Annotated in this window: 14 protein-coding genes; 6 read left to right on the forward strand and 8 right to left on the reverse strand. The window is 46.6% G+C overall.

The window, feature by feature from the left end:
* Nucleotides 1-23: 23 nt before the first annotated feature.
* The 4 genes from ACYVF1_RS07225 to ACYVF1_RS07240 form a co-directional block, all read right to left on the reverse strand.
* Nucleotides 24-1,460: a RagB/SusD family nutrient uptake outer membrane protein gene (locus ACYVF1_RS07225; protein WP_461077054.1), complete on the reverse strand. Its 1,437-nt coding sequence runs from the start codon at nt 1,458-1,460 to the stop codon at nt 24-26.
* An 11-nt stretch (nt 1,461-1,471) separates the two neighbouring features.
* Nucleotides 1,472-4,669: a SusC/RagA family TonB-linked outer membrane protein gene (locus tag ACYVF1_RS07230; RefSeq protein ID WP_461077056.1), complete on the reverse strand. Its 3,198-nt coding sequence runs from the start codon at nt 4,667-4,669 to the stop codon at nt 1,472-1,474.
* A 57-nt stretch (nt 4,670-4,726) separates the two neighbouring features.
* On the reverse strand, nt 4,727-6,223 hold the full coding sequence (locus ACYVF1_RS07235; protein ID WP_461077058.1) for an L-fucose/L-arabinose isomerase family protein: 1,497 nt from the start codon (nt 6,221-6,223) through the stop codon (nt 4,727-4,729).
* 229 nt (nt 6,224-6,452) lie between these two features.
* Nucleotides 6,453-7,715 carry an MFS transporter gene (locus ACYVF1_RS07240; protein ID WP_461077060.1) on the reverse strand — a complete coding sequence of 421 codons (1,263 nt, stop codon included), beginning with the start codon at nt 7,713-7,715 and terminating at the stop codon, nt 6,453-6,455.
* A 328-nt stretch (nt 7,716-8,043) separates the two neighbouring features.
* Between ACYVF1_RS07240 and ACYVF1_RS07245 the strand changes: the two genes are divergently transcribed.
* Both ACYVF1_RS07245 and ACYVF1_RS07250 read left to right on the forward strand, forming a co-directional pair.
* The gene (locus ACYVF1_RS07245) at nt 8,044-8,376 is read left to right on the forward strand and encodes a YbaB/EbfC family nucleoid-associated protein (protein WP_461077062.1); all 333 of its coding nucleotides are present in this window, start codon (nt 8,044-8,046) and stop codon (nt 8,374-8,376) included.
* An 83-nt stretch (nt 8,377-8,459) separates the two neighbouring features.
* The gene (locus ACYVF1_RS07250; RefSeq protein ID WP_461077064.1) at nt 8,460-9,488 is read left to right on the forward strand and encodes a glycosyltransferase family 2 protein; all 1,029 of its coding nucleotides are present in this window, start codon (nt 8,460-8,462) and stop codon (nt 9,486-9,488) included.
* 100 nt (nt 9,489-9,588) lie between these two features.
* On the opposite strand, the gene ACYVF1_RS07255 is transcribed toward ACYVF1_RS07250, so the two are convergent.
* A complete protein-coding gene (locus ACYVF1_RS07255; protein ID WP_461077066.1) occupies nt 9,589-9,810 on the reverse strand; it encodes a PspC domain-containing protein in 222 nt (73 codons plus the stop codon).
* Between the two features lie 338 nt (nt 9,811-10,148).
* Here ACYVF1_RS07255 and ACYVF1_RS07260 point away from each other — a divergent pair, with 338 nt between their 5' ends.
* Nucleotides 10,149-10,349 carry a cold-shock protein gene (locus ACYVF1_RS07260; protein ID WP_461077068.1) on the forward strand — a complete coding sequence of 67 codons (201 nt, stop codon included), beginning with the start codon at nt 10,149-10,151 and terminating at the stop codon, nt 10,347-10,349.
* Between the two features lie 120 nt (nt 10,350-10,469).
* On the opposite strand, the gene lysS is transcribed toward ACYVF1_RS07260, so the two are convergent.
* Nucleotides 10,470-12,227, reverse strand: a complete 1,758-nt coding sequence (gene lysS / locus ACYVF1_RS07265; RefSeq protein ID WP_461077833.1) for a lysine--tRNA ligase — start codon at nt 12,225-12,227, stop codon at nt 10,470-10,472.
* 209 nt (nt 12,228-12,436) lie between these two features.
* On the opposite strand from lysS, the gene ACYVF1_RS07270 reads away from it, so the two are divergent.
* Together ACYVF1_RS07270 and ACYVF1_RS07275 are read left to right on the forward strand one after the other, a co-directional pair.
* A complete protein-coding gene (locus ACYVF1_RS07270) occupies nt 12,437-13,294 on the forward strand; it encodes an SPFH domain-containing protein (protein ID WP_461077070.1) in 858 nt (285 codons plus the stop codon).
* Between the two features lie 125 nt (nt 13,295-13,419).
* Nucleotides 13,420-13,617 (forward strand): type II toxin-antitoxin system antitoxin, encoded by a 198-nt coding sequence (locus ACYVF1_RS07275; protein ID WP_461077072.1) that lies wholly within the window; start codon nt 13,420-13,422, stop codon nt 13,615-13,617.
* A gap of 3 nt (nt 13,618-13,620) precedes the next feature.
* On the opposite strand, the gene ACYVF1_RS07280 is transcribed toward ACYVF1_RS07275, so the two are convergent.
* Both ACYVF1_RS07280 and ACYVF1_RS07285 read right to left on the reverse strand, forming a co-directional pair.
* Nucleotides 13,621-14,304, reverse strand: coding sequence for a hypothetical protein (locus tag ACYVF1_RS07280; RefSeq protein WP_461077074.1), 684 nt, complete (start codon nt 14,302-14,304; stop codon nt 13,621-13,623).
* A gap of 362 nt (nt 14,305-14,666) precedes the next feature.
* Nucleotides 14,667-15,434 (reverse strand): type III pantothenate kinase, encoded by a 768-nt coding sequence (locus ACYVF1_RS07285; RefSeq protein WP_461077835.1) that lies wholly within the window; start codon nt 15,432-15,434, stop codon nt 14,667-14,669.
* A 332-nt stretch (nt 15,435-15,766) separates the two neighbouring features.
* Between ACYVF1_RS07285 and ACYVF1_RS07290 the strand changes: the two genes are divergently transcribed.
* A complete protein-coding gene (locus ACYVF1_RS07290) occupies nt 15,767-17,350 on the forward strand; it encodes a Na+/H+ antiporter (RefSeq protein WP_461077076.1) in 1,584 nt (527 codons plus the stop codon).
* Nucleotides 17,351-17,356 lie beyond the last annotated feature (6 nt).

Raw genomic sequence — 17,356 nt, forward strand, 5'->3', positions numbered from 1 at the left:
GCTTCGTCAGCATGACAAAAACGCTAATATCCCGTATTCTGCTTCAGGGCTGGATTTAGGTCGATTTCGGTTTGTGGGATGGGGAACAGTAATTCGAAATCCTGTACCGAAAAATTGAGCTTTTGAGCCGTATAATGGGCGTTCAGTACCGTTTGAGCCCGACCTGTACGTACCAGATCGAACCAGCGGTGGCCTTCGTAGAGAAACTCGAACCGCCGTTCGCGTTCGAGTGCCAAACGCATGTCTGCCTGCGACAATCCTGACAAAGCCGCTAGTTTCGACCGTTGTCGCACCTGATTGAGGTAAGGCAGCGCATCTGACGTTTTACCCTGTTCGTTTAGCGCTTCGGCATACATCAGTAATACGTCGGCGTAGCGGAGAATCGTAAACGAAACGCTACCATCACCGGGGTCAACTGCTTTAAAGTCAACGAATTTTAATCCGTAGCGGCTGTACGATTTCTTCCCACCGATCAACGTAACGGAATCATTGACAGAAATGGCTTTGCGCGAATCGCCAGTTTCGTAAGACCGAATCAAATCCAGCGTCGGTACGATACGTCCTGAACCCTGTGAATTATTGGGGAAAATAGCCATGCTGGTAATCGCAGGCGTAAACACAGCCGAAAAGTTATTACCCAGCGTTTGCCCCGACAGGAAATCAACTTCCAGAATCGTTTCGGCCAGGTTCGTATTGCCGTTTGTCGAAAGCGTTTTGTAATCGGCAACTAGCGAATACTGTTTGGAATCGATTACTTCTTTCAGCTTCGTCGCGGCTAGATCGTACGATTTCTGCGTCAGATAAACTTTGCCGAGCAACGTTTTGGCGGTCATTTGTGAAGCCCGGGTTCTATCCGTATTCAACGTAGCGGGCAGCAGACTTTCGGCACTGGTCAGATCGGCAATAATCTGTTTGTAAACTTCTGCCTGCGGTTTTAGCGTCAAATCGGCTGACGAAACCTGAGCCGGACTACTGAATGTCTGATTAGTAATGGGCACATTGCCGAACCAACGTACCAGATTAAAGTAGCTGGAAGCCCGTAAAAACTGTGCTTCGCCCTTGATTCGATTTTTCGCCGTTTGATCGAAGTTGACCGCATCGATCCGATTCAGGATATTGCTACTCTGCGCAATGGTGTACAGAGAGGTACTCCAGACGGCCCGCACAAACGCGTTGGTTGGCGTGACGGCATTCTGGTCCATCTGCATTTCATCCGCCGAGGGCGACGACCACTGAATTTCCGTGTTGTCGGTCGTTAACTCGTTCATGTAGAGTAAATTGCTAGAGCTATATAAGCCGCGCGTGGTGCTGTATACGCCTACTAGAGCCGTTTCAAAATCATTCTGATTCTGGTAAAAACTCTGGTCGCTGATCTGATAGTCTGGTTTCAGATTCAGGAATTCGCTACAGGATGATAATGTGGCCATCAGAAATGCGAGGGCCAGTAGTCGATTTTTCATGACAGAGATGATTAAAGGGTTAGCCGAACGCCAAGTGTGTAGGTGCGAGGGTTGGGATAGGCGAAAAAGTCGATCCCGCTACGTGCCAGATTGTCGCCACCTGTGCCGCCTTCCGGATCGTAGCCCGGATATTTCGTGAAGGTGTACAGATTCGTTACGTCGGCATAGACCGAAAGCCCCTGGATTTTGATCTTGCTCAACGTAGTGGCCGGGAATGTGTAGGAGAGATTGACGTCCCGAATGCGCGTAAATGAGCCATCGAACAGATACTTGGTTGTACCCGCGCTGAAGCCAAAAGCGTAATCGTTACGTATCGCTCGGGTATACAATCCTGCTCCCGGATTTTCGGGTGAACGCCAGCGGTCGGCAATGGCGGCCAACTGGTTCTGAACACCCGCATCGTTAAGCGATACCTCGCCACCCTGGAAATAAATCTGGTTGCCATACGTACCGTTTATGCTCACGCTCAGGCTAAGATTTCGGTAGCTAAATCGGTTGCCGAAACCCCAGGTATATTTGGGCCAGGGATTGCCCACAATGGTTCTGTCGGACGTATTGACGGTTCCGTTGCCGTCTACATCCTGATACTTATAATCACCGGGTACTACGCGTGGGTTTTGCAGCGGACTTTTGCTGATTTCTTCCTGCGTCTGGAAAATGCCCAGAATGTTCAGGAGTCGGAAACTGGAAATCGGATAACCGACCTGCGCAACCTGATAATCGGACGTAACGATACGTGCCGCTTCGGAATTTAGGGCCAGAACTTTGTTGCGATTCCAGCTAATGTTGAAATCTGTACTCCACTGGAAAGGCCCTTTCGCAATATTCTGCGAATTGATGGTCAACTCCAGCCCTTTATTCTCCACCTCGCCAATGTTCTGCACCGAGCTACCAAAGCCAGACGCCGAGGGCAACGTAACATTCAGGAGCAGGTTCTTTTTGTAAGCCAGATACGCATCGAACGTAACGGACAGGCGGTTTTGAAACAGAGACAGATCAAGAGCCAGATTCGTTTGCTGCGATTGCTCCCAGGTTAGTTCATCATTCGCCAAACTCGTGGGAACAATGCCCGATACAATTTGACCATTTGCCACTGTACGCGATACGCCTAGCAGCCCCTGTGTTGCATAATTTGGAATCAAATTGTTTCCGGCAATACCGTAACTAGCTCTGATTTTCAAGTCGCTGATTGCCGAAATCGACTTCATGAAAGCCTCATCCGACAGTCGGTAAGCCAGCGATACGGAAGGGAACGTACCCCAGCGATTTTTCGCACCAAACCGTGAGCTACCATCCTGCCGAATCGTCGCGGTGACCAGATATTTGTTGGCAAAGGCGTAATTCACCCGCGCCAGCCAGGACATAATAGCCCACTCGCTGATATAATTTGTACCCGTCGAAACCGTTCCGGCGGCCAGATAAGGTACGTAATCGGTTGAGAAACCGGTAGCCCCCGCCTGCAAAATCTCGTCGGAGTTTTTCTGAATGGTATATCCCACCAACGCATCTACGTCGTGCTGACCAAACTTGTGCCGGTAGTTAATGGTGTTCTCGTTCAGCCAGTTCAGGCTTTTGCCTTCGGTAGCACCGGCCGTAGCGGCTCCTGTACGGCTAGTAGCCAGCCCTACTTTCGAGGATTTCCACAGGCGTGTTACGTTGTTGGAGTAATTAACACCAACCGACGTTTTTAACACCAGACCCGGCATTAATTCATACTGTAAATAATTGTTGGTGAATACATTGGTGTTGTTACGTTTATCTGAAAATTCGGCAGCAATCACGACTGGATTTTCGACCGGAATACCCGTTGGGCTGGAAAATTCGGAATAAGGGGTACCGTCGGCGTTGTATACCGGGATGGTTGGGTCACTGGCTAAAGCGGCTGAAATCAACCCACGGAATTGCAGGTGACCTTCTGCCCGAGCGAAGTTGCCGTACGAATGCGCTCCCGAAAATGACGCACCGATTTTTAGTTTCTCCGTCAGATGGGCGTCGATATTAGTACGTAGCGTAAATTTGTTGAAGTCGGAGCCAATGACGATGCCTTTGTTGGTAAAGTAGCCTCCTGATACGTAGTAACTAACATCTTTCGCCGTTCCGCTGGTCGATAGCTGGTAATTCTGGACCATGCCTTTTTGGAAAATGACATCCTGCCAATCGGTGCCATAGCCTTGATCCGCAAATTGGCTCGGGTTCCGGAATTCAGGTTTAACCTGGGTAGCCGTACTCCGAACACTATTGGCGTCCGTGGCTTTTCCGCCTGCATAAACCCACGCATTGTCGCGCCCTTCTGCTACGTACTCCGCATATTGGCGCGGAGTCAGCAATTTTAATTTTTTAGCCAATTCTTGCATTCCAACCGAGTATTCGAAGTTGATTGTCGGTTTGCCCAACTTACCGCGTTTGGTGGTGATGATAACGACACCATTAGCACCGCGCGATCCGTAAATAGCCGTCGCCGAAGCGTCTTTCAATACCTGAATCGACTCAATATCAGCGGGGTTGATTACACTGAGGGGATTAATCCGGTTCGTTGAACTGCTACTGGCAATACCGCTGGCGGAATATGAATTAGACGCAAAATTGCTTAGGTCAGAACCGCCACCGCCCGTACCAATTGCGTAGCCGTCTACTACGTATAAGGGTGAATTTCCGCCCGTAATCGAGCTGATACCCCGTATGATGACGTTGACGTTACCGCCCGGCGCACCGGAGTTTTGTGTGATCTGCACCCCGGCCACTTTGCCCTGCATCATCTGATCGACACTTGTAGCGGATGGTACGGGTACAAGATCTTTGTTAGTTAGATTGACAATAGAACCAGTCAGGTCTTTTTTGCGCTGGGTACCGTAGCCAACCACCACTACGTCCTGCAACTGCTGCTGATCGGTTTTGAGGCTTACATTGATCGTCGAACGGGAGGACACCGGAATTTCCTGGGGGGCGTAACCAATGAAACTCACCACCAGCGTAGCGTTGGATGCTACGTTCAGTTTGAAGTTACCGTTTGGGTCAGATGTTGTTCCGTTCGTGGTGCCTTTCTCGGTTACGGTCGCACCCACCAGCGCTTCACCGTCTTCCGATGCCGTTATTTTACCGCTAACCGTCACTTTGGCCGACTGGGCAAATCCAGTGGTTACGGTAGCCAGTATACTCAACATACTGCCAATCACCAGGAGTCGCAGTCGATGAAATAGAAAATGGTCCATGATTAAAAATTAAGGTTTAAGATTTGAGAGGGTTACTAATAGCCAACTGTCTGTTGACTAATGATTTGGGATGATGACAGACTCTATTTTGAGGTAGTTAGCAATTTTTTGGATGGTGGCGGCATGATGTCCCACGCCCAGCGCAAAGTGGTGCGTTGGACCAGCGCTGATCCAGCGTTTCAGGAAGATGCGTACATCCGGTTTGAAGAAACCACGGGTGTTGGTATTGCCCGTTGGCGGAATAGGGCCCGCAATGGATTCGCCCTCGGCAATAACGAATTTCATCTTGCCCTCGAACGTAGAGCTGATACTCAGCATGGTAATCGGCCCTTCCTTAATCTTGAATTCGACGCCCGCTCCAAAGCCTGGTTTTCCGTGGTATTTTTTCAGGCTACGTAGCACCGGCTGGCCCTCGGCTATTGCGATGTTGTGCGGCCCATCGTGCCCCACGAGTACAAAACCCTCTTTGAAATCAACCGGGTGAAACTCCGCGAAACTGCCCCCGATACCCAGCCGTTCCATGATGAGCATAGCAATACAGGTTTTCAGGTCGGATTCGCCACACATTGGGAAACCTGCGCCCTGAAGGAGTGAATTACCCACGATCAGATTCGACATCACCACGCGCGTATCACTGCCATCGGGGCCATCGTAATAGTAGGCCAGCCCGTCCAGTTTTTTCGCTTTGATGAATTTTTCCAACGCCACAGCCGCCTGAGCCGCTATGTGCAAATCAGAGTCGCGAAGTTTTTCGGAGATGGGGTCGGAAACGGGGTCTGGCGTATCGAAAAAATCCAAAATCCGTCCCTTTACACCGTCAACCTCGTTTTCGGTGGCCTGCTGATACTGCGTCACAATTTCGTGCGCTTCACACTGAACAATATGCACGCCAAAGTGTGCCGTCAACATTGTCGAATCGGAGTGCATATCGAGCATGGCCTCGATGGGGTGACCGATATGCCCAATTCGGGAGGTTTTTAGGTCGTGAAGAACAGCCGCTATTCGGCAATATTCTTCGATTTCGGCGTCAGCGGCAGGGTCGTCGTGCAACGTACCAATGATCATTTCCGGTACTTTCTTTCCCATCCGAACAGCTACACCAGCAAATTCGGGGAGCGAACAAATGTCATCGTTGTACAACTGCATGTACGTCGATGCCCGACTGTAATCCATTGCTTTGTCAGGTTGCAGTGCGACTAGTACAATCGGTACGTCGATACTTTTGATAATGACACCGAACGTACTGGACGTAGCGTAGGTGAGCATATCGCAGAAGATTAGGTCGAGGTTGGCCGCGTTCAGTTTAGGCACCATTTCGTAGGCTTTTGCTACGTCATCGACCAGTCCAAAATCAATAATTTCTGCGGCATCGAGCGCTTTGATTTTCTGGATGAATACGTGCTGTTTCCGCATCATGTCATCCAGTAACCCCTCGAACTGCCCCCAGTATTTGAAATACCCAACACCAAATACACCTATTCGCGGGCGGGTCTTTTTTCGTTTTACCAGTTCAGCTTGTTTGACAGCCAATCCATTTAATGGTTGATCTTTCATATTTTTTAGTTTATGCCTTGATATAGTTTACTTAGTGCACTAAGTTGATTTTTGCGCAATCCACTCTTGAACTTTCAGTACGTTAAAAGAGAGCATTGTTTGTCATGCTGAGGCACGAAGCATCTCAAAGTATCCAAACCTGAGAGTGATGAATCTTTAAGATGCTTCGTGCCTCAGCATGACAAAAACGTTGCTTTGAAAAGCTAAAATGGGTTCAGTGAGCCAATCTTTATGAATAATCCTGTATTACGTTTCCTTCTGTTATATTCTGATTATCAGATACTAATAAAGGCTTAATTGTAGGGATCAAAACAATCAACAGTACAAAAGCGAGTGGGTACAATAGCCCCGACGCAATCCATAAGGGTCGATAGGAGTATTGCTGAATGACGACACCCATCAGAGGATTGAGCAATAAACCCGATACAGCCCCCGCCGTTCCTGACAAACCGACGACAGTAGACGTCGCCTTTTGCCCAAACATATCCGATATGGACGTAATGTAATTAGTAATCCAGAAGCCATGCGCAAACATGAATACCGCCATCAGGGCAACCGCTACGTTAACCGACGATACCCATTCGATAGCGGGTGCCGCTAACGTCAGGAAAGCCGCAATGCCCATAACCGTTTTGCGCGCTTTATTGATCGAAAAATTATGGGCGATCAATTGTCCTGAAAACCAGCCACCAATGACGTTGGCAATGCCCAGAGCCAGAAAGGGAATCCAGAATAAACTGCCAATCTGCTCAAACGAAACATGCCGAACGGAACTAAGGTATTTAGGTATCCAGAACATCATGAAATAGAACACCGGATCGAGCAGAAAGCGGATAATGATGAAGACCCAGGTCGCCCGGAGTTTGAGTAAAGTCAGGAAAGGGACGGTTTCCTTTGTGTCCGATTTAATGGCTATATCAGCGGCCATTGCTTCTTTTCTCCAGGGAATAAATAGCCATACAATCACCCAGGCAATGCCAATCAATCCCGGAATTAGAAATCCTCCACGCCAGCCATAATTTTCTGATAACCAGATAGTTAGTGGGGGAGCTACTACCGCGCCAATAGCTGAACCACCAATCGCAATTCCATTGGCCAAAGCACGTTCTTCCTTGTCGAACCAGCGATACACCGTCCAGGCGGCACCCGGAAAGCAACCGCCTTCGCCGATTCCCAGAAAAAAGCGAAAGGTTAATAATTGCGAAAAGCTAGTCATCACGGCATGTAAGCTGTTGGCTACAGACCATACGCCGACCGAAATCGCCAGACCAAGTTTACCACCAACTCGATCAATTAACCAGCCGCCCAGCGTGAACATAAGGGCGTAGCTGATCAAAAAACTGGTGTTGATCATACCATACTGGACGTCCGTAATCTTGAACTCTTCCTGAATCTTGATAATCGCTATCGACAGTACCTGACGATCCAGAAAACTAAGACCTGTGGCGATGAAAAGAAGGAAAACAATGAGCCAGCGTAGAGACTTTTGCATACTACTTAACGCACTAAGTTAGTGTTTGCAAAGATATAAGACTTGGTTGCAGAAAACCTATAACTATGGTACTTTTTTTCTGATAAATAGAAATATCTCCTTGATGTTTTTGTGAAAATAAGCAAGACAGGATCCTGCATTCGTTTGTCATAAAATAAGTTAGCTGCACCAATTGATAGAATAAAGTGCTGAATGGCTCATTAATTCGTTTTAAAGCTATACGTAAAACATTTCCTAAAAACGGTCGAAACGAAAGTTTCTAGGGTAGAGTTATAAAACAAAGATTTTCAACTAAATGCGGACCGAAAGTTTCGCCTATTTTTGTAATATGAACATTATGGACATGTTCGGGAAAATGAAAGAAGTTCAATCCCGAATGAAAGACGCTCAGGAAACACTTAGCACCATTATTGAAACAGGTGAATCTGGAGCTGGGCTGGTTAAAGTAACCGTTAACGGCTTGAAGAACGTATTGAAAATTGACATTGATCCAGAGCTAATTAAGCCTGACGATCGCGAAATGCTCCAGGACCTGATTGTTGCAGCCACCAATAAGGCAATGGCCAACATTGAACCAAAAGCTCGTGAACACCTTCGTCAGGCTACCGAAGGCCTATTACCCAATATCCCCGGCCTAAATCTGGATGGGTTGATGCAGTAAATTGAATTGATACGTTTGTTGGTTGCCATTTGTGAGTCATCGGATCCACAGCGATGGCAATCGACAAAATGTAAGCTTATCTTGTGGATACCCTCGCCATTGTCATTCTGAATTATAACGGGAAACCGTTTCTGGAAAAATTTCTTCCCAACGTATTAGCCCACGCCGACGGCCACCCGGTCTACGTAGCAGACAGTGCTTCCCGCGACGATTCTGTTACGTTCCTTCGTGCTACGTTTCCAACCGTCCGTGTAATTGAACTTCCTCATAATGAAGGTTATGCAGGTGGCTATAATCGTGCACTCGATATTGTTCGCACTACGTACGGCGGTGCTACGTACTACGTCCTGCTTAATTCGGATATCGAAGTAACGGTCAATTGGATTCAGCCGATTTTAACATTGCTGGAGACAAATCAGAACGTGGTGGCTTGCCAGCCCAAAATACGTTCTTACCAGGAGCAGCAGCTGTTTGAACACGCGGGTGCGGCTGGGGGGTTTCTGGATTGGCTAGGGTATGTATTTTGCCGAGGACGCATTTTTGCTACGTTCGAAACCGACCACGGTCAATACGATGATAACCGCTCGGTTTTTTGGGCAACAGGCGCCTGCCTGTTTGTGCGTTCCAGCGTCTTTCATCAGCTTGGCGGTTTTGATGCCGATTTCTTCGCGCATATGGAAGAAATTGACTGGTGCTGGCGAGCGCAGCGATTAGGTTACGAAGTTTGGGCTTGTGGACAATCGACTGTATACCACGTCGGGGGAGGGACGCTCCCTAAAACCAATCCGCATAAAACGTATTTGAATTACCGGAACAGCCTTTACATGCTGTATAAAAATTGGCCAGCCAATGCCTGGTTCTGGCCAAAAATACTCCTCCGACTAACGCTGGACGGACTTTCTTCCATGCTCTTCTTAAAAAATGGGCAATGGCGTGATATACTAGCAATCCTACAAGCTCACTTCGCGTTTTACGGGCGATTACCTACGCTCCATCGTCAGCGTAAACAACTACAACAGCAACAACGTACCAAAGTAACCTTATATCCTCACAGCCTGGTGTGGCAATATTTCGGCGAAGGCAAGAAAACGTTTAGAGAAATAATTCGATGAAGTATATTGTAGGATGTTTGATAGATATGCGATGTACCAATTTTTGCCATCATGAAACCTCATATATACTACTTCGTACATTTTATACAGCTCAAATGTCTCACAGTTCCCAGATAGTAGGATGAGCGTGTCGGCGAAGGTGTTTCCTCATTTCCATCCAGAACGCCAGGATTAGATAAAGGATCACAGGCGAGCCCATTGTCAAGCAAGAAGTATATATAAAATACAGCCGAATGCTGCTAGCCGAGATATTCATTTTCTCGCCAAGCCACGAACAAACTCCAAACGCTTGACTTTCAAGAAAATATCGAATTTTATTCATCGTTTTCTGTTGCGAAGTGTCTACTAAATTCGATTCGTTGACGAAAAAAATAACAGGCCTGTTTAATAGATTGTTTGCCGTTTACACAGAAAACGATGTAAATCTATCGAAAATCGCTAAAAAAAGGGCCTAATCTACTTGTAGTAGGAACATTTTTGTTTTCTTTGTGTTGTAACGACGGTTTCGACCTATGGCTGCCCGTCGGAATACTTATACGCAACAAAGTACGCTGATTCTCAACAATGTTTTCTGAACTATTGAGATACCCTGTGGCTGTTTCGCGTTTTTTGTTAATAACTGACCCTTTAAGTGTTTAATTGTTTAATTGTTTAAGTTTTATGCAAACAGGTGTAGTAAAATTCTTTAACGAAAGTAAGGGCTACGGATTCATTGTTGAAGACGATACCAACCGGGACATTTTCGTGCATATTACCGGCCTGAACGGTATTACGATTCGTGAAAAAGATCGCGTACAGTTTGAAGTTATTGATGGCAAAAAAGGACTTAATGCGGTAAAGGTTAAAAAATTAGAAGATTAAACTTATCGACCTGGCACTTCTGGCTTAGGAAACTGAATAATCTGGACAGTTTATATATGTTAAGAGGGTTGTTTTTTAGCAACCCCAGTTTTTACGTATATAAACTGTCCAGTACTGTTGTTAGCTATTTCCTGTCCAGCTCTTTACCTCGTCGAGGTTCGGCATTTTGATTTCCATTTTTAACTTCTTCCGTACACCCCCCAAATCATTGAAAAGTTTGTTGGGATTGGCGGTACGTAGTTGCTCCACTGTCATAAAACCAAGTTTCTGAACAGCTGGAACCCATTCGGCTGGAACGCCCGCTGATACAAAATCATCCTCACTCGATTGCTCCAGCTTTTTCTCAGGGCGCATCTGCGGAAAGAAAAGTACATCTTGAATCGACGGCTGATTAGTCATAATCATGGCTAATCGGTCAATGCCCAAACCGACACCCGCCGTTGGTGGCATACCGTATTCAAGCGCGCGCAGAAAGTCTTCGTCAAGCGCCATTGCTTCTTCATCACCTCGCTCGGCTAAACGTAGCTGTTCTTCGAAACGCTCACGCTGGTCTAGTGGGTCGTTTAGTTCTGAATACGCATTCGCGATCTCTTTGCCGTTACAAATGGCTTCAAATCGTTCAACCAGACCCGGTTTGCTACGGTGTTTTTTGGTCAATGGCGACATTTCAACGGGATAATCCGTAATAAACGTCGGCTGAATCAAATTGGGTTCGCAGGCATCGCCGAACAATTCATCAATCAATTTTGACTTGCCCATCGTGGAGTCGGTTTTGATACCCCGACTTTCGGCTACCTGACGTAGTGCCGCTTCGTCCATTTCCGATACGTCGACGCCGGTGTATTCCTGAATAGCTTTGAACATTGTCAGGCGTTTCCAGGGGCGCTTAAAATCGATGATGTTCTCGCCAACCGTCACTTTGGTTGTTCCTGCTACGTCGAGCGCTACTTTTTCAACCATCTCTTCGATGGTGTCCATCATCCAGACGTAATCTTTGTATGCTACGTAGAATTCAACTTGCGTAAACTCCGGGTTGTGAGTGCGATCCATTCCTTCATTTCGGAAATCTTTCGCAAACTCGAAAACACCGTCGTAACCACCCACAATCAACCGCTTCAGATACAACTCGTTAGCGATACGCATATACAGCGTCATATCGAGCGAGTTGTGGTGCGTACTAAATGGCCGGGCTGTTGCACCTCCGTGAATCGGCTGAAGAATAGGCGTTTCGACCTCCAGATATCCTTTGTTACTCAGGTACTGACGAATGGAATTGACCAGTTTAGTACGTTTCACAAATACATCACGTACCTGCGGATTCACAATCAGGTCAACGTAGCGCTGCCGATAGCGCTGTTCAGGATCGGTAAAGGCGTCGTATGTTTCTTTCTCGCCCTGCTCATTCACCACTTCTTTAACAACCGGCAACGGACGTAGCGATTTGTTCAGAATCGTAAATTCTTTGACATATACCGACAATTCGCCGGTTTTTGTAGAGAATATATGCCCACGAACGCCAATGATATCACCAATGTCGAGTAACTTCTTAAATACGGTGTTATACAGCGTTTTATCCTCGCCGGGGCAAATGTCGTCGCGCCGGAAATAAAGCTGGATACGTCCAGTCGAATCCTGTAATTCGGCAAATGACGCACTACCACTGATCCGGATAATCATCAAACGACCAGCCAGTTGTACGTTGCCCCAGCGTTCATCACCCGATAAATCCTGCTCAGGCTCTATCGTTTGAAAAGTCGACCGGATATCGGCAACGGTCGTATTTACGTCAAAAAGCGCGGCAGGGTAGGGGTCGATACCCATCCGCATCAGTTCTTCTCGCTTCTGTCGGCGATTTATTTCCTGTTCGCTAAGCTGCATATTGGTCAATACGTTGGTCGGTTTCTCTATCGACCACTCTTTGAGGGCGCAAAAATAACGAAAAGGATTGGCGTTTACAGCCATATGTCAAAAGAAGCCGTTGCCAGATCGCCAGAACCGCTTATACAATTTTGGAAGGAATGCCGTAAAATCTATCTATCATTGTGATATTATTTTGATAGCATACTTCTGAACTAAACTTTACCGTCATGCAAGAGAAAAAGCTTACTTCTGCATCAGGATATGTATTCCTGTTGATTGGCCTGGCCTGCTTTGTTTTGGCTGCCTTAGTTATTATTAATTACGGCAGTAATCCGCTTTGGGGAATACTGCTATTCTTCACTGGCGTGTTTATTCTGAAAGGAATCATTGTGATTTATCCAAACGAAGGCATTGCCGCTACGTTCTTTGGCGACTACGTAGGCACGATGAAAGAAACAGGCCTGCGTTGGGTGAACCCGCTGTATAGCAAAACCCGCATCAGTCTGCGTGCCCGCAACCTGAACGGTCAGCAATTGAAAGTGAACGATAAAATGGGGAATCCCATCGAAATTGCGGCTGTGGTAGTATGGCAGGTGGCCGATACGGCCAAAGCGCTCTTCGATGTTGATAATTATGCGAATTTCGTGCAGATTCAGTCGGAAGCAGCGGTCAGGTTTCTGGCTAGTTCGCATGCTTACGATAATATGGAAGATGAGCACGAAACCGTTACGTTACGTGACAATACCGGCCAAATCAACAAATTTCTGGAGCAGGAGCTCGATGAACGACTTGGTCAGGCGGGCGTTCGTGTGATGGAAGCACGTATCAGTCACCTGGCTTATGCGCCCGAAATTGCCGGTGCGATGTTACAGCGTCAGCAGGCAACGGCAGTTGTTTCGGCCCGGAAGCAAATCGTGGAAGGGGCCGTAGGTATGGTCGAAATGGCACTCGCCCGACTCGCCGAAAAAGACGTAGTACAGCTCGATGAAGAACGTAAAGCCGCTATGGTCAGCAACTTACTGGTCGTGCTGTGTGGCGAAAAATCCGTAAGTCCAGTCGTGAACGCAGGAACGCTTTATACGTAGTAAAAAAGTTATAGAGTTATAAGGTTGTAAAGTTATATAGTTGTATTGTGAACAGCTGTTAAGTCTACAACCTTATTTCTCTATAACTTTTCGACTTTATAACTCTACAATCGTACAACTCTCAAATGGCTGCTGAGAAAAAAGCATTTGTGCTGAGGATTCAACCCGAAACGTTGAAAGAGCTGGAGAGATGGGCACAGGAGGAGTTTCGAAGCGTGAACGGTCAAATTGAATTCCTGCTGAACGATGCACTTCGAAAGCGAAAAAAACGACAGAGTTCAACGCTTACCGACGAGACGCCCGAATCTCCAACCGAAACGTAGCATTTATTCCTGCGCCTGAATCAGGTTGCGGGCCGAAGCTGTTGAAGACGACTGCTCCACTAACGTATTATAATGGCTAATCAGAATAAGACGACCCATCAGGGTTCTGTCATTGATGTTATGTGTCTCAGTATACGTATTAATCTGCTTAGCATACGATGTCATGAGAGGCTGATAAATATCCGTGTAATACCGATCAAGTGCGCGTAGTCGACCGGCATCGTGAACGTAGTAGTCGAAGAAATCAGGTTCCTGGGCTAATATAGCAGTGTCATTAAAATGAGTTGGATTTCCGAGAGTTCGCTTCCAGAGGCCGCGTGGACGCTTCAATCGACGAACAACGGCTAGAGGGCCATCCATACAAACTTCATAAATTCGATACGTTTCTGGATGTTCTGCTGCTACGTTAGTAAGGGCCATAAAATCCCGTTGTCTGTTCAACTGTGTATCAAACCAACTAAACTGACGGAGCTGATTGGCTGGAAACAGGCGAATACGTCCATCTTCCTGACGGAACTGAACCGTTTCAACTAACCAGTTGTAGATAAGTTCTCCTTCAAGAATTACATTATCCCATAAAACTACTTTCCCTGAGCGCCAGACGGGTTTGGGAGCGACTGCCTGAGCAAAATGAACACTGGAAAGTACAATTAGGCTAACATTGAGTAGAAAACGTACTGTTTTCATAAGACATGATTGTTTATGAGAAATTGGACAAAAACGTTTTACTCACGGCTTTTTTTTTAATTGTGAGTTAATACGTTTATGCCAAATTAATCATAATATAAAGGTCTGATTAGCCGTATGAAATAGTGATATTTTTGCTTTTGTAACTATATATGGATGGAATAGTAGCGATATGGAAAAAAGTATATAATGTTCTATTTTTCAGCAGAAAGGTCAAAATTGGTCTTAGTAAAAATTTATTAGGTGGTCAGAAAAAATATTCATGATATTTTATTGATATTTAAATAATGCAAAAAGCGACACTTAAATAAGGCGTCGCTTTTTGCATTACAATAAACTTATAAGAGCGCAAAACTATTGAGCTATTTTCTGGCAAATTCGCCGATCAGCCGAACGCCTTCCAGCGTCAGAGATGGAATGATGTCGGTAAAAACACTACGTAGAGAAGGAATTCGGCTCGATAAACCACCAGTAGCCACGGCAATGCAGTCGCCATTGAGCTCGCTCTGGATACGCTCGACCAAGGAACGTACCAGGCCCTCGTATCCAAGTAAAACACCCGCCTGAATCGCGTGAGTAGTGCTGGTACCCAGCGCCGACGCAGGTACTTCAATCGGTACTTCGGGAAGTTGCGCGGTATTCGAAAAAAGTGACCGAATGGCTGTTCGCAGACCGGGCGCAATGGCTACACCAATAATTTTGCCCTCTCCCGAAACCGTTGTAAATGTGAGCGCCGTTCCAAAATCGACGACTACGCAATTCCGTTGGTAACGCGTATACGCGGCCAGTGCATTGGCAACCAGATCGGCGCCGATTTCATGCGGACGTAGCACTTCGATTGGTAAGAGCGGGTAAACACCAGGCCCAACTACAACAGGCTCGAAACCAAACAGATTGGTTAGCATGATACGTAGCGTAGGTGTCAAATCAGGTACTACGCTGCTAATGACCGTATGCTGGATCGCACTCAGCGGGATAGAGGCTTCGAGCAGCCAGAGCCGTAAACGTCGTTCGTAAGCGTCCGGTGATTCTTCCCGCCGGGCGGGTGTTCGCCAGATGTGTGGCCAGGTTGCTTGGTCGTAAAGACCGAAAACGGCATCGGTGTTGCCGATATCGACGATAATCTGCACGGGAGATAGACGGTTGCCGGGACGAAATAAGGACAAAAACCCCAGATTCCCGCATAATTTGATACGTAGTACTCACCGAAACGCTTAATGCTATTTTAGAAAGTGTACTGAACTGCTGATTAGTCAATTTGATAATTGATATTACATAGGGGACAGGCGGATAGATCAATGCTCAAAAAGTTTTGCTAAACGTTCAATTTAACGTATCATTATAAGCCTAGTGCCACACGTGTATGGTGAGTTACCGACCTTCTCAGTCAATTAAGTATCTTAATACAGGTTATTGAAAAGGGTTAATTTCTTAGCTATCAGAATTATATACCATTCATTTAATGCATACCCTATTACCGTTTCTGCTCGCTATGATTGCAGCCATCGTGTTGCTGAACATGTGGGCGAACCACCTGAAAATTGCTTACCCGATTCTGCTGGTGGTAGCAGGTCTGCTCGTTAGTCTTATCCCCGGACTGCCAAGATTACAGATCAATCCCGATCTCATCTTTTTTATTTTTCTGCCGCCACTTTTGTTTGAGGCTTCCTGGACTATCTCGTTCAAAGAGATGAAAAAATGGTGGCGAATCATTGGCAGTTTTGCCTTTCTGGTCGTGTTTTTTACCGCACTGTCGGTAGCGATTGCCGCTAACCATTTCATTCCAGGATTTACGATTGCGTTAGGCTTTTTGTTAGGCGGAATCGTATCGCCACCGGATGCGGTGAGTACGGGAGCCATTACCAAATTTGTAAAAATACCCAAATCCACATCGGCTATTCTGGAAGGTGAAAGCTTACTCAATGATGCATCGTCGCTGATTATTTTCCGCTTTGCACTGGTTGCTGTCGGAACGGGCCAATTTATTTGGCAACAGGCCGCTTTGAGCTTTGTATGGATGGTAATTGGCGGGGCAGGCGTTGGCTTGCTACTGGCCTGGCTTTTTGTTCAGGGACATAAACGTCTTCCTCTCGACGCACAATCACACATTGCCCTGACGCTTATTGAGCCGTATTTTATGTATTGGGTGGCCGAAGAAATTCACTGTTCGGGCGTACTGGCTATTGTAAGTGGTGGCCTGTTTATGTCGGGTAAACGACTTGTTTTCCTCAATAGCGCCAGTCGTATCCAAAGCTTTAGTGTCTGGGAAAGTTTCGTGTTTATCCTGAATGGTGTTGTCTTTTTGATCATCGGCCTGGAGCTTCCCGAAATCGTTGAAGGGCTACGTACCGAAGGCGTTCCCTTACGTACGGCCATTGGCTATGGCGTGTTGGTAACCGGCGTATTAATTGCTGCCCGAATGATTAGCGCTTATGCTGCATTGTTAGCTACGATTATTTTTCGCCCTAGTGTAGTTCCTCAGGCTCGCTCTAACAGAAGGCGTTGGTTGATGCCTATGCTTCTTGGCTGGACGGGTATGCGTGGTGTGGTGTCGCTAGCCGCGGCTTTAGCGATACCAATTACGTTAGAAAATGGCACCGCTTTCCCGCAAAGAAATCTTATTCTGGTTATTACGTTTGTTGCGATACTGCTTACCCTTCTGGTACAGGGACTTACACTCCCTTATTTCATAACCAGGACAAAACTATTCGAAGGCTTAGTCGAAGAAGGATCGGAAGAATTGGTACGGCAGCAAATGAAGCAGGGTTTAAAACAGCATGTCTATCAGTTCCTAAAAACTAAATATGAAAACGAGCTGAATGGTCATACCGGCATGGAGAAATTTCTCAAGCAATGGGAGGAACGGTCAAAAGCCACCGACGACAGTTGGATGAATGTGAAATCGAAGGCAATTTTTGTGGAATTACTTGAAAGTCAGCGGCAGTTTCTTGCCGAACTCAACAAAGACCCAACGATTGACGAAGAAATTATCCGTCAGCAGTTATACCAAATTGATCTGGAAGAAGAACGGTTGAAAATTATTTAATCCCAA

The sequence above is a fragment of the Spirosoma flavus genome (assembly GCF_054778555.1).

Excerpts from the sequence above, each read along its gene's own strand:
- ACYVF1_RS07225 (WP_461077054.1), bottom strand. The coding sequence starts at position 1,460 with ATGAAAAATCGACTACTGGCCCTCGCATTTCTGATGGCCACATTATCA.
- ACYVF1_RS07230 (WP_461077056.1), bottom strand. The coding sequence starts at position 4,669 with ATGGACCATTTTCTATTTCATCGACTGCGACTCCTGGTGATTGGCAGT.
- ACYVF1_RS07235 (WP_461077058.1), bottom strand. The coding sequence starts at position 6,223 with ATGAAAGATCAACCATTAAATGGATTGGCTGTCAAACAAGCTGAACTG.
- ACYVF1_RS07240 (WP_461077060.1), bottom strand. The coding sequence starts at position 7,715 with ATGCAAAAGTCTCTACGCTGGCTCATTGTTTTCCTTCTTTTCATCGCC.
- ACYVF1_RS07245 (WP_461077062.1), top strand. The coding sequence starts at position 8,044 with ATGAACATTATGGACATGTTCGGGAAAATGAAAGAAGTTCAATCCCGA.
- ACYVF1_RS07255 (WP_461077066.1), bottom strand. The coding sequence starts at position 9,810 with ATGAATAAAATTCGATATTTTCTTGAAAGTCAAGCGTTTGGAGTTTGT.
- ACYVF1_RS07260 (WP_461077068.1), top strand. The coding sequence starts at position 10,149 with ATGCAAACAGGTGTAGTAAAATTCTTTAACGAAAGTAAGGGCTACGGA.
- lysS (WP_461077833.1), bottom strand. The coding sequence starts at position 12,227 with ATGCAGCTTAGCGAACAGGAAATAAATCGCCGACAGAAGCGAGAAGAA.
- ACYVF1_RS07270 (WP_461077070.1), top strand. The coding sequence starts at position 12,437 with ATGCAAGAGAAAAAGCTTACTTCTGCATCAGGATATGTATTCCTGTTG.
- ACYVF1_RS07275 (WP_461077072.1), top strand. The coding sequence starts at position 13,420 with ATGGCTGCTGAGAAAAAAGCATTTGTGCTGAGGATTCAACCCGAAACG.
- ACYVF1_RS07280 (WP_461077074.1), bottom strand. The coding sequence starts at position 14,304 with ATGAAAACAGTACGTTTTCTACTCAATGTTAGCCTAATTGTACTTTCC.
- ACYVF1_RS07290 (WP_461077076.1), top strand. The coding sequence starts at position 15,767 with ATGCATACCCTATTACCGTTTCTGCTCGCTATGATTGCAGCCATCGTG.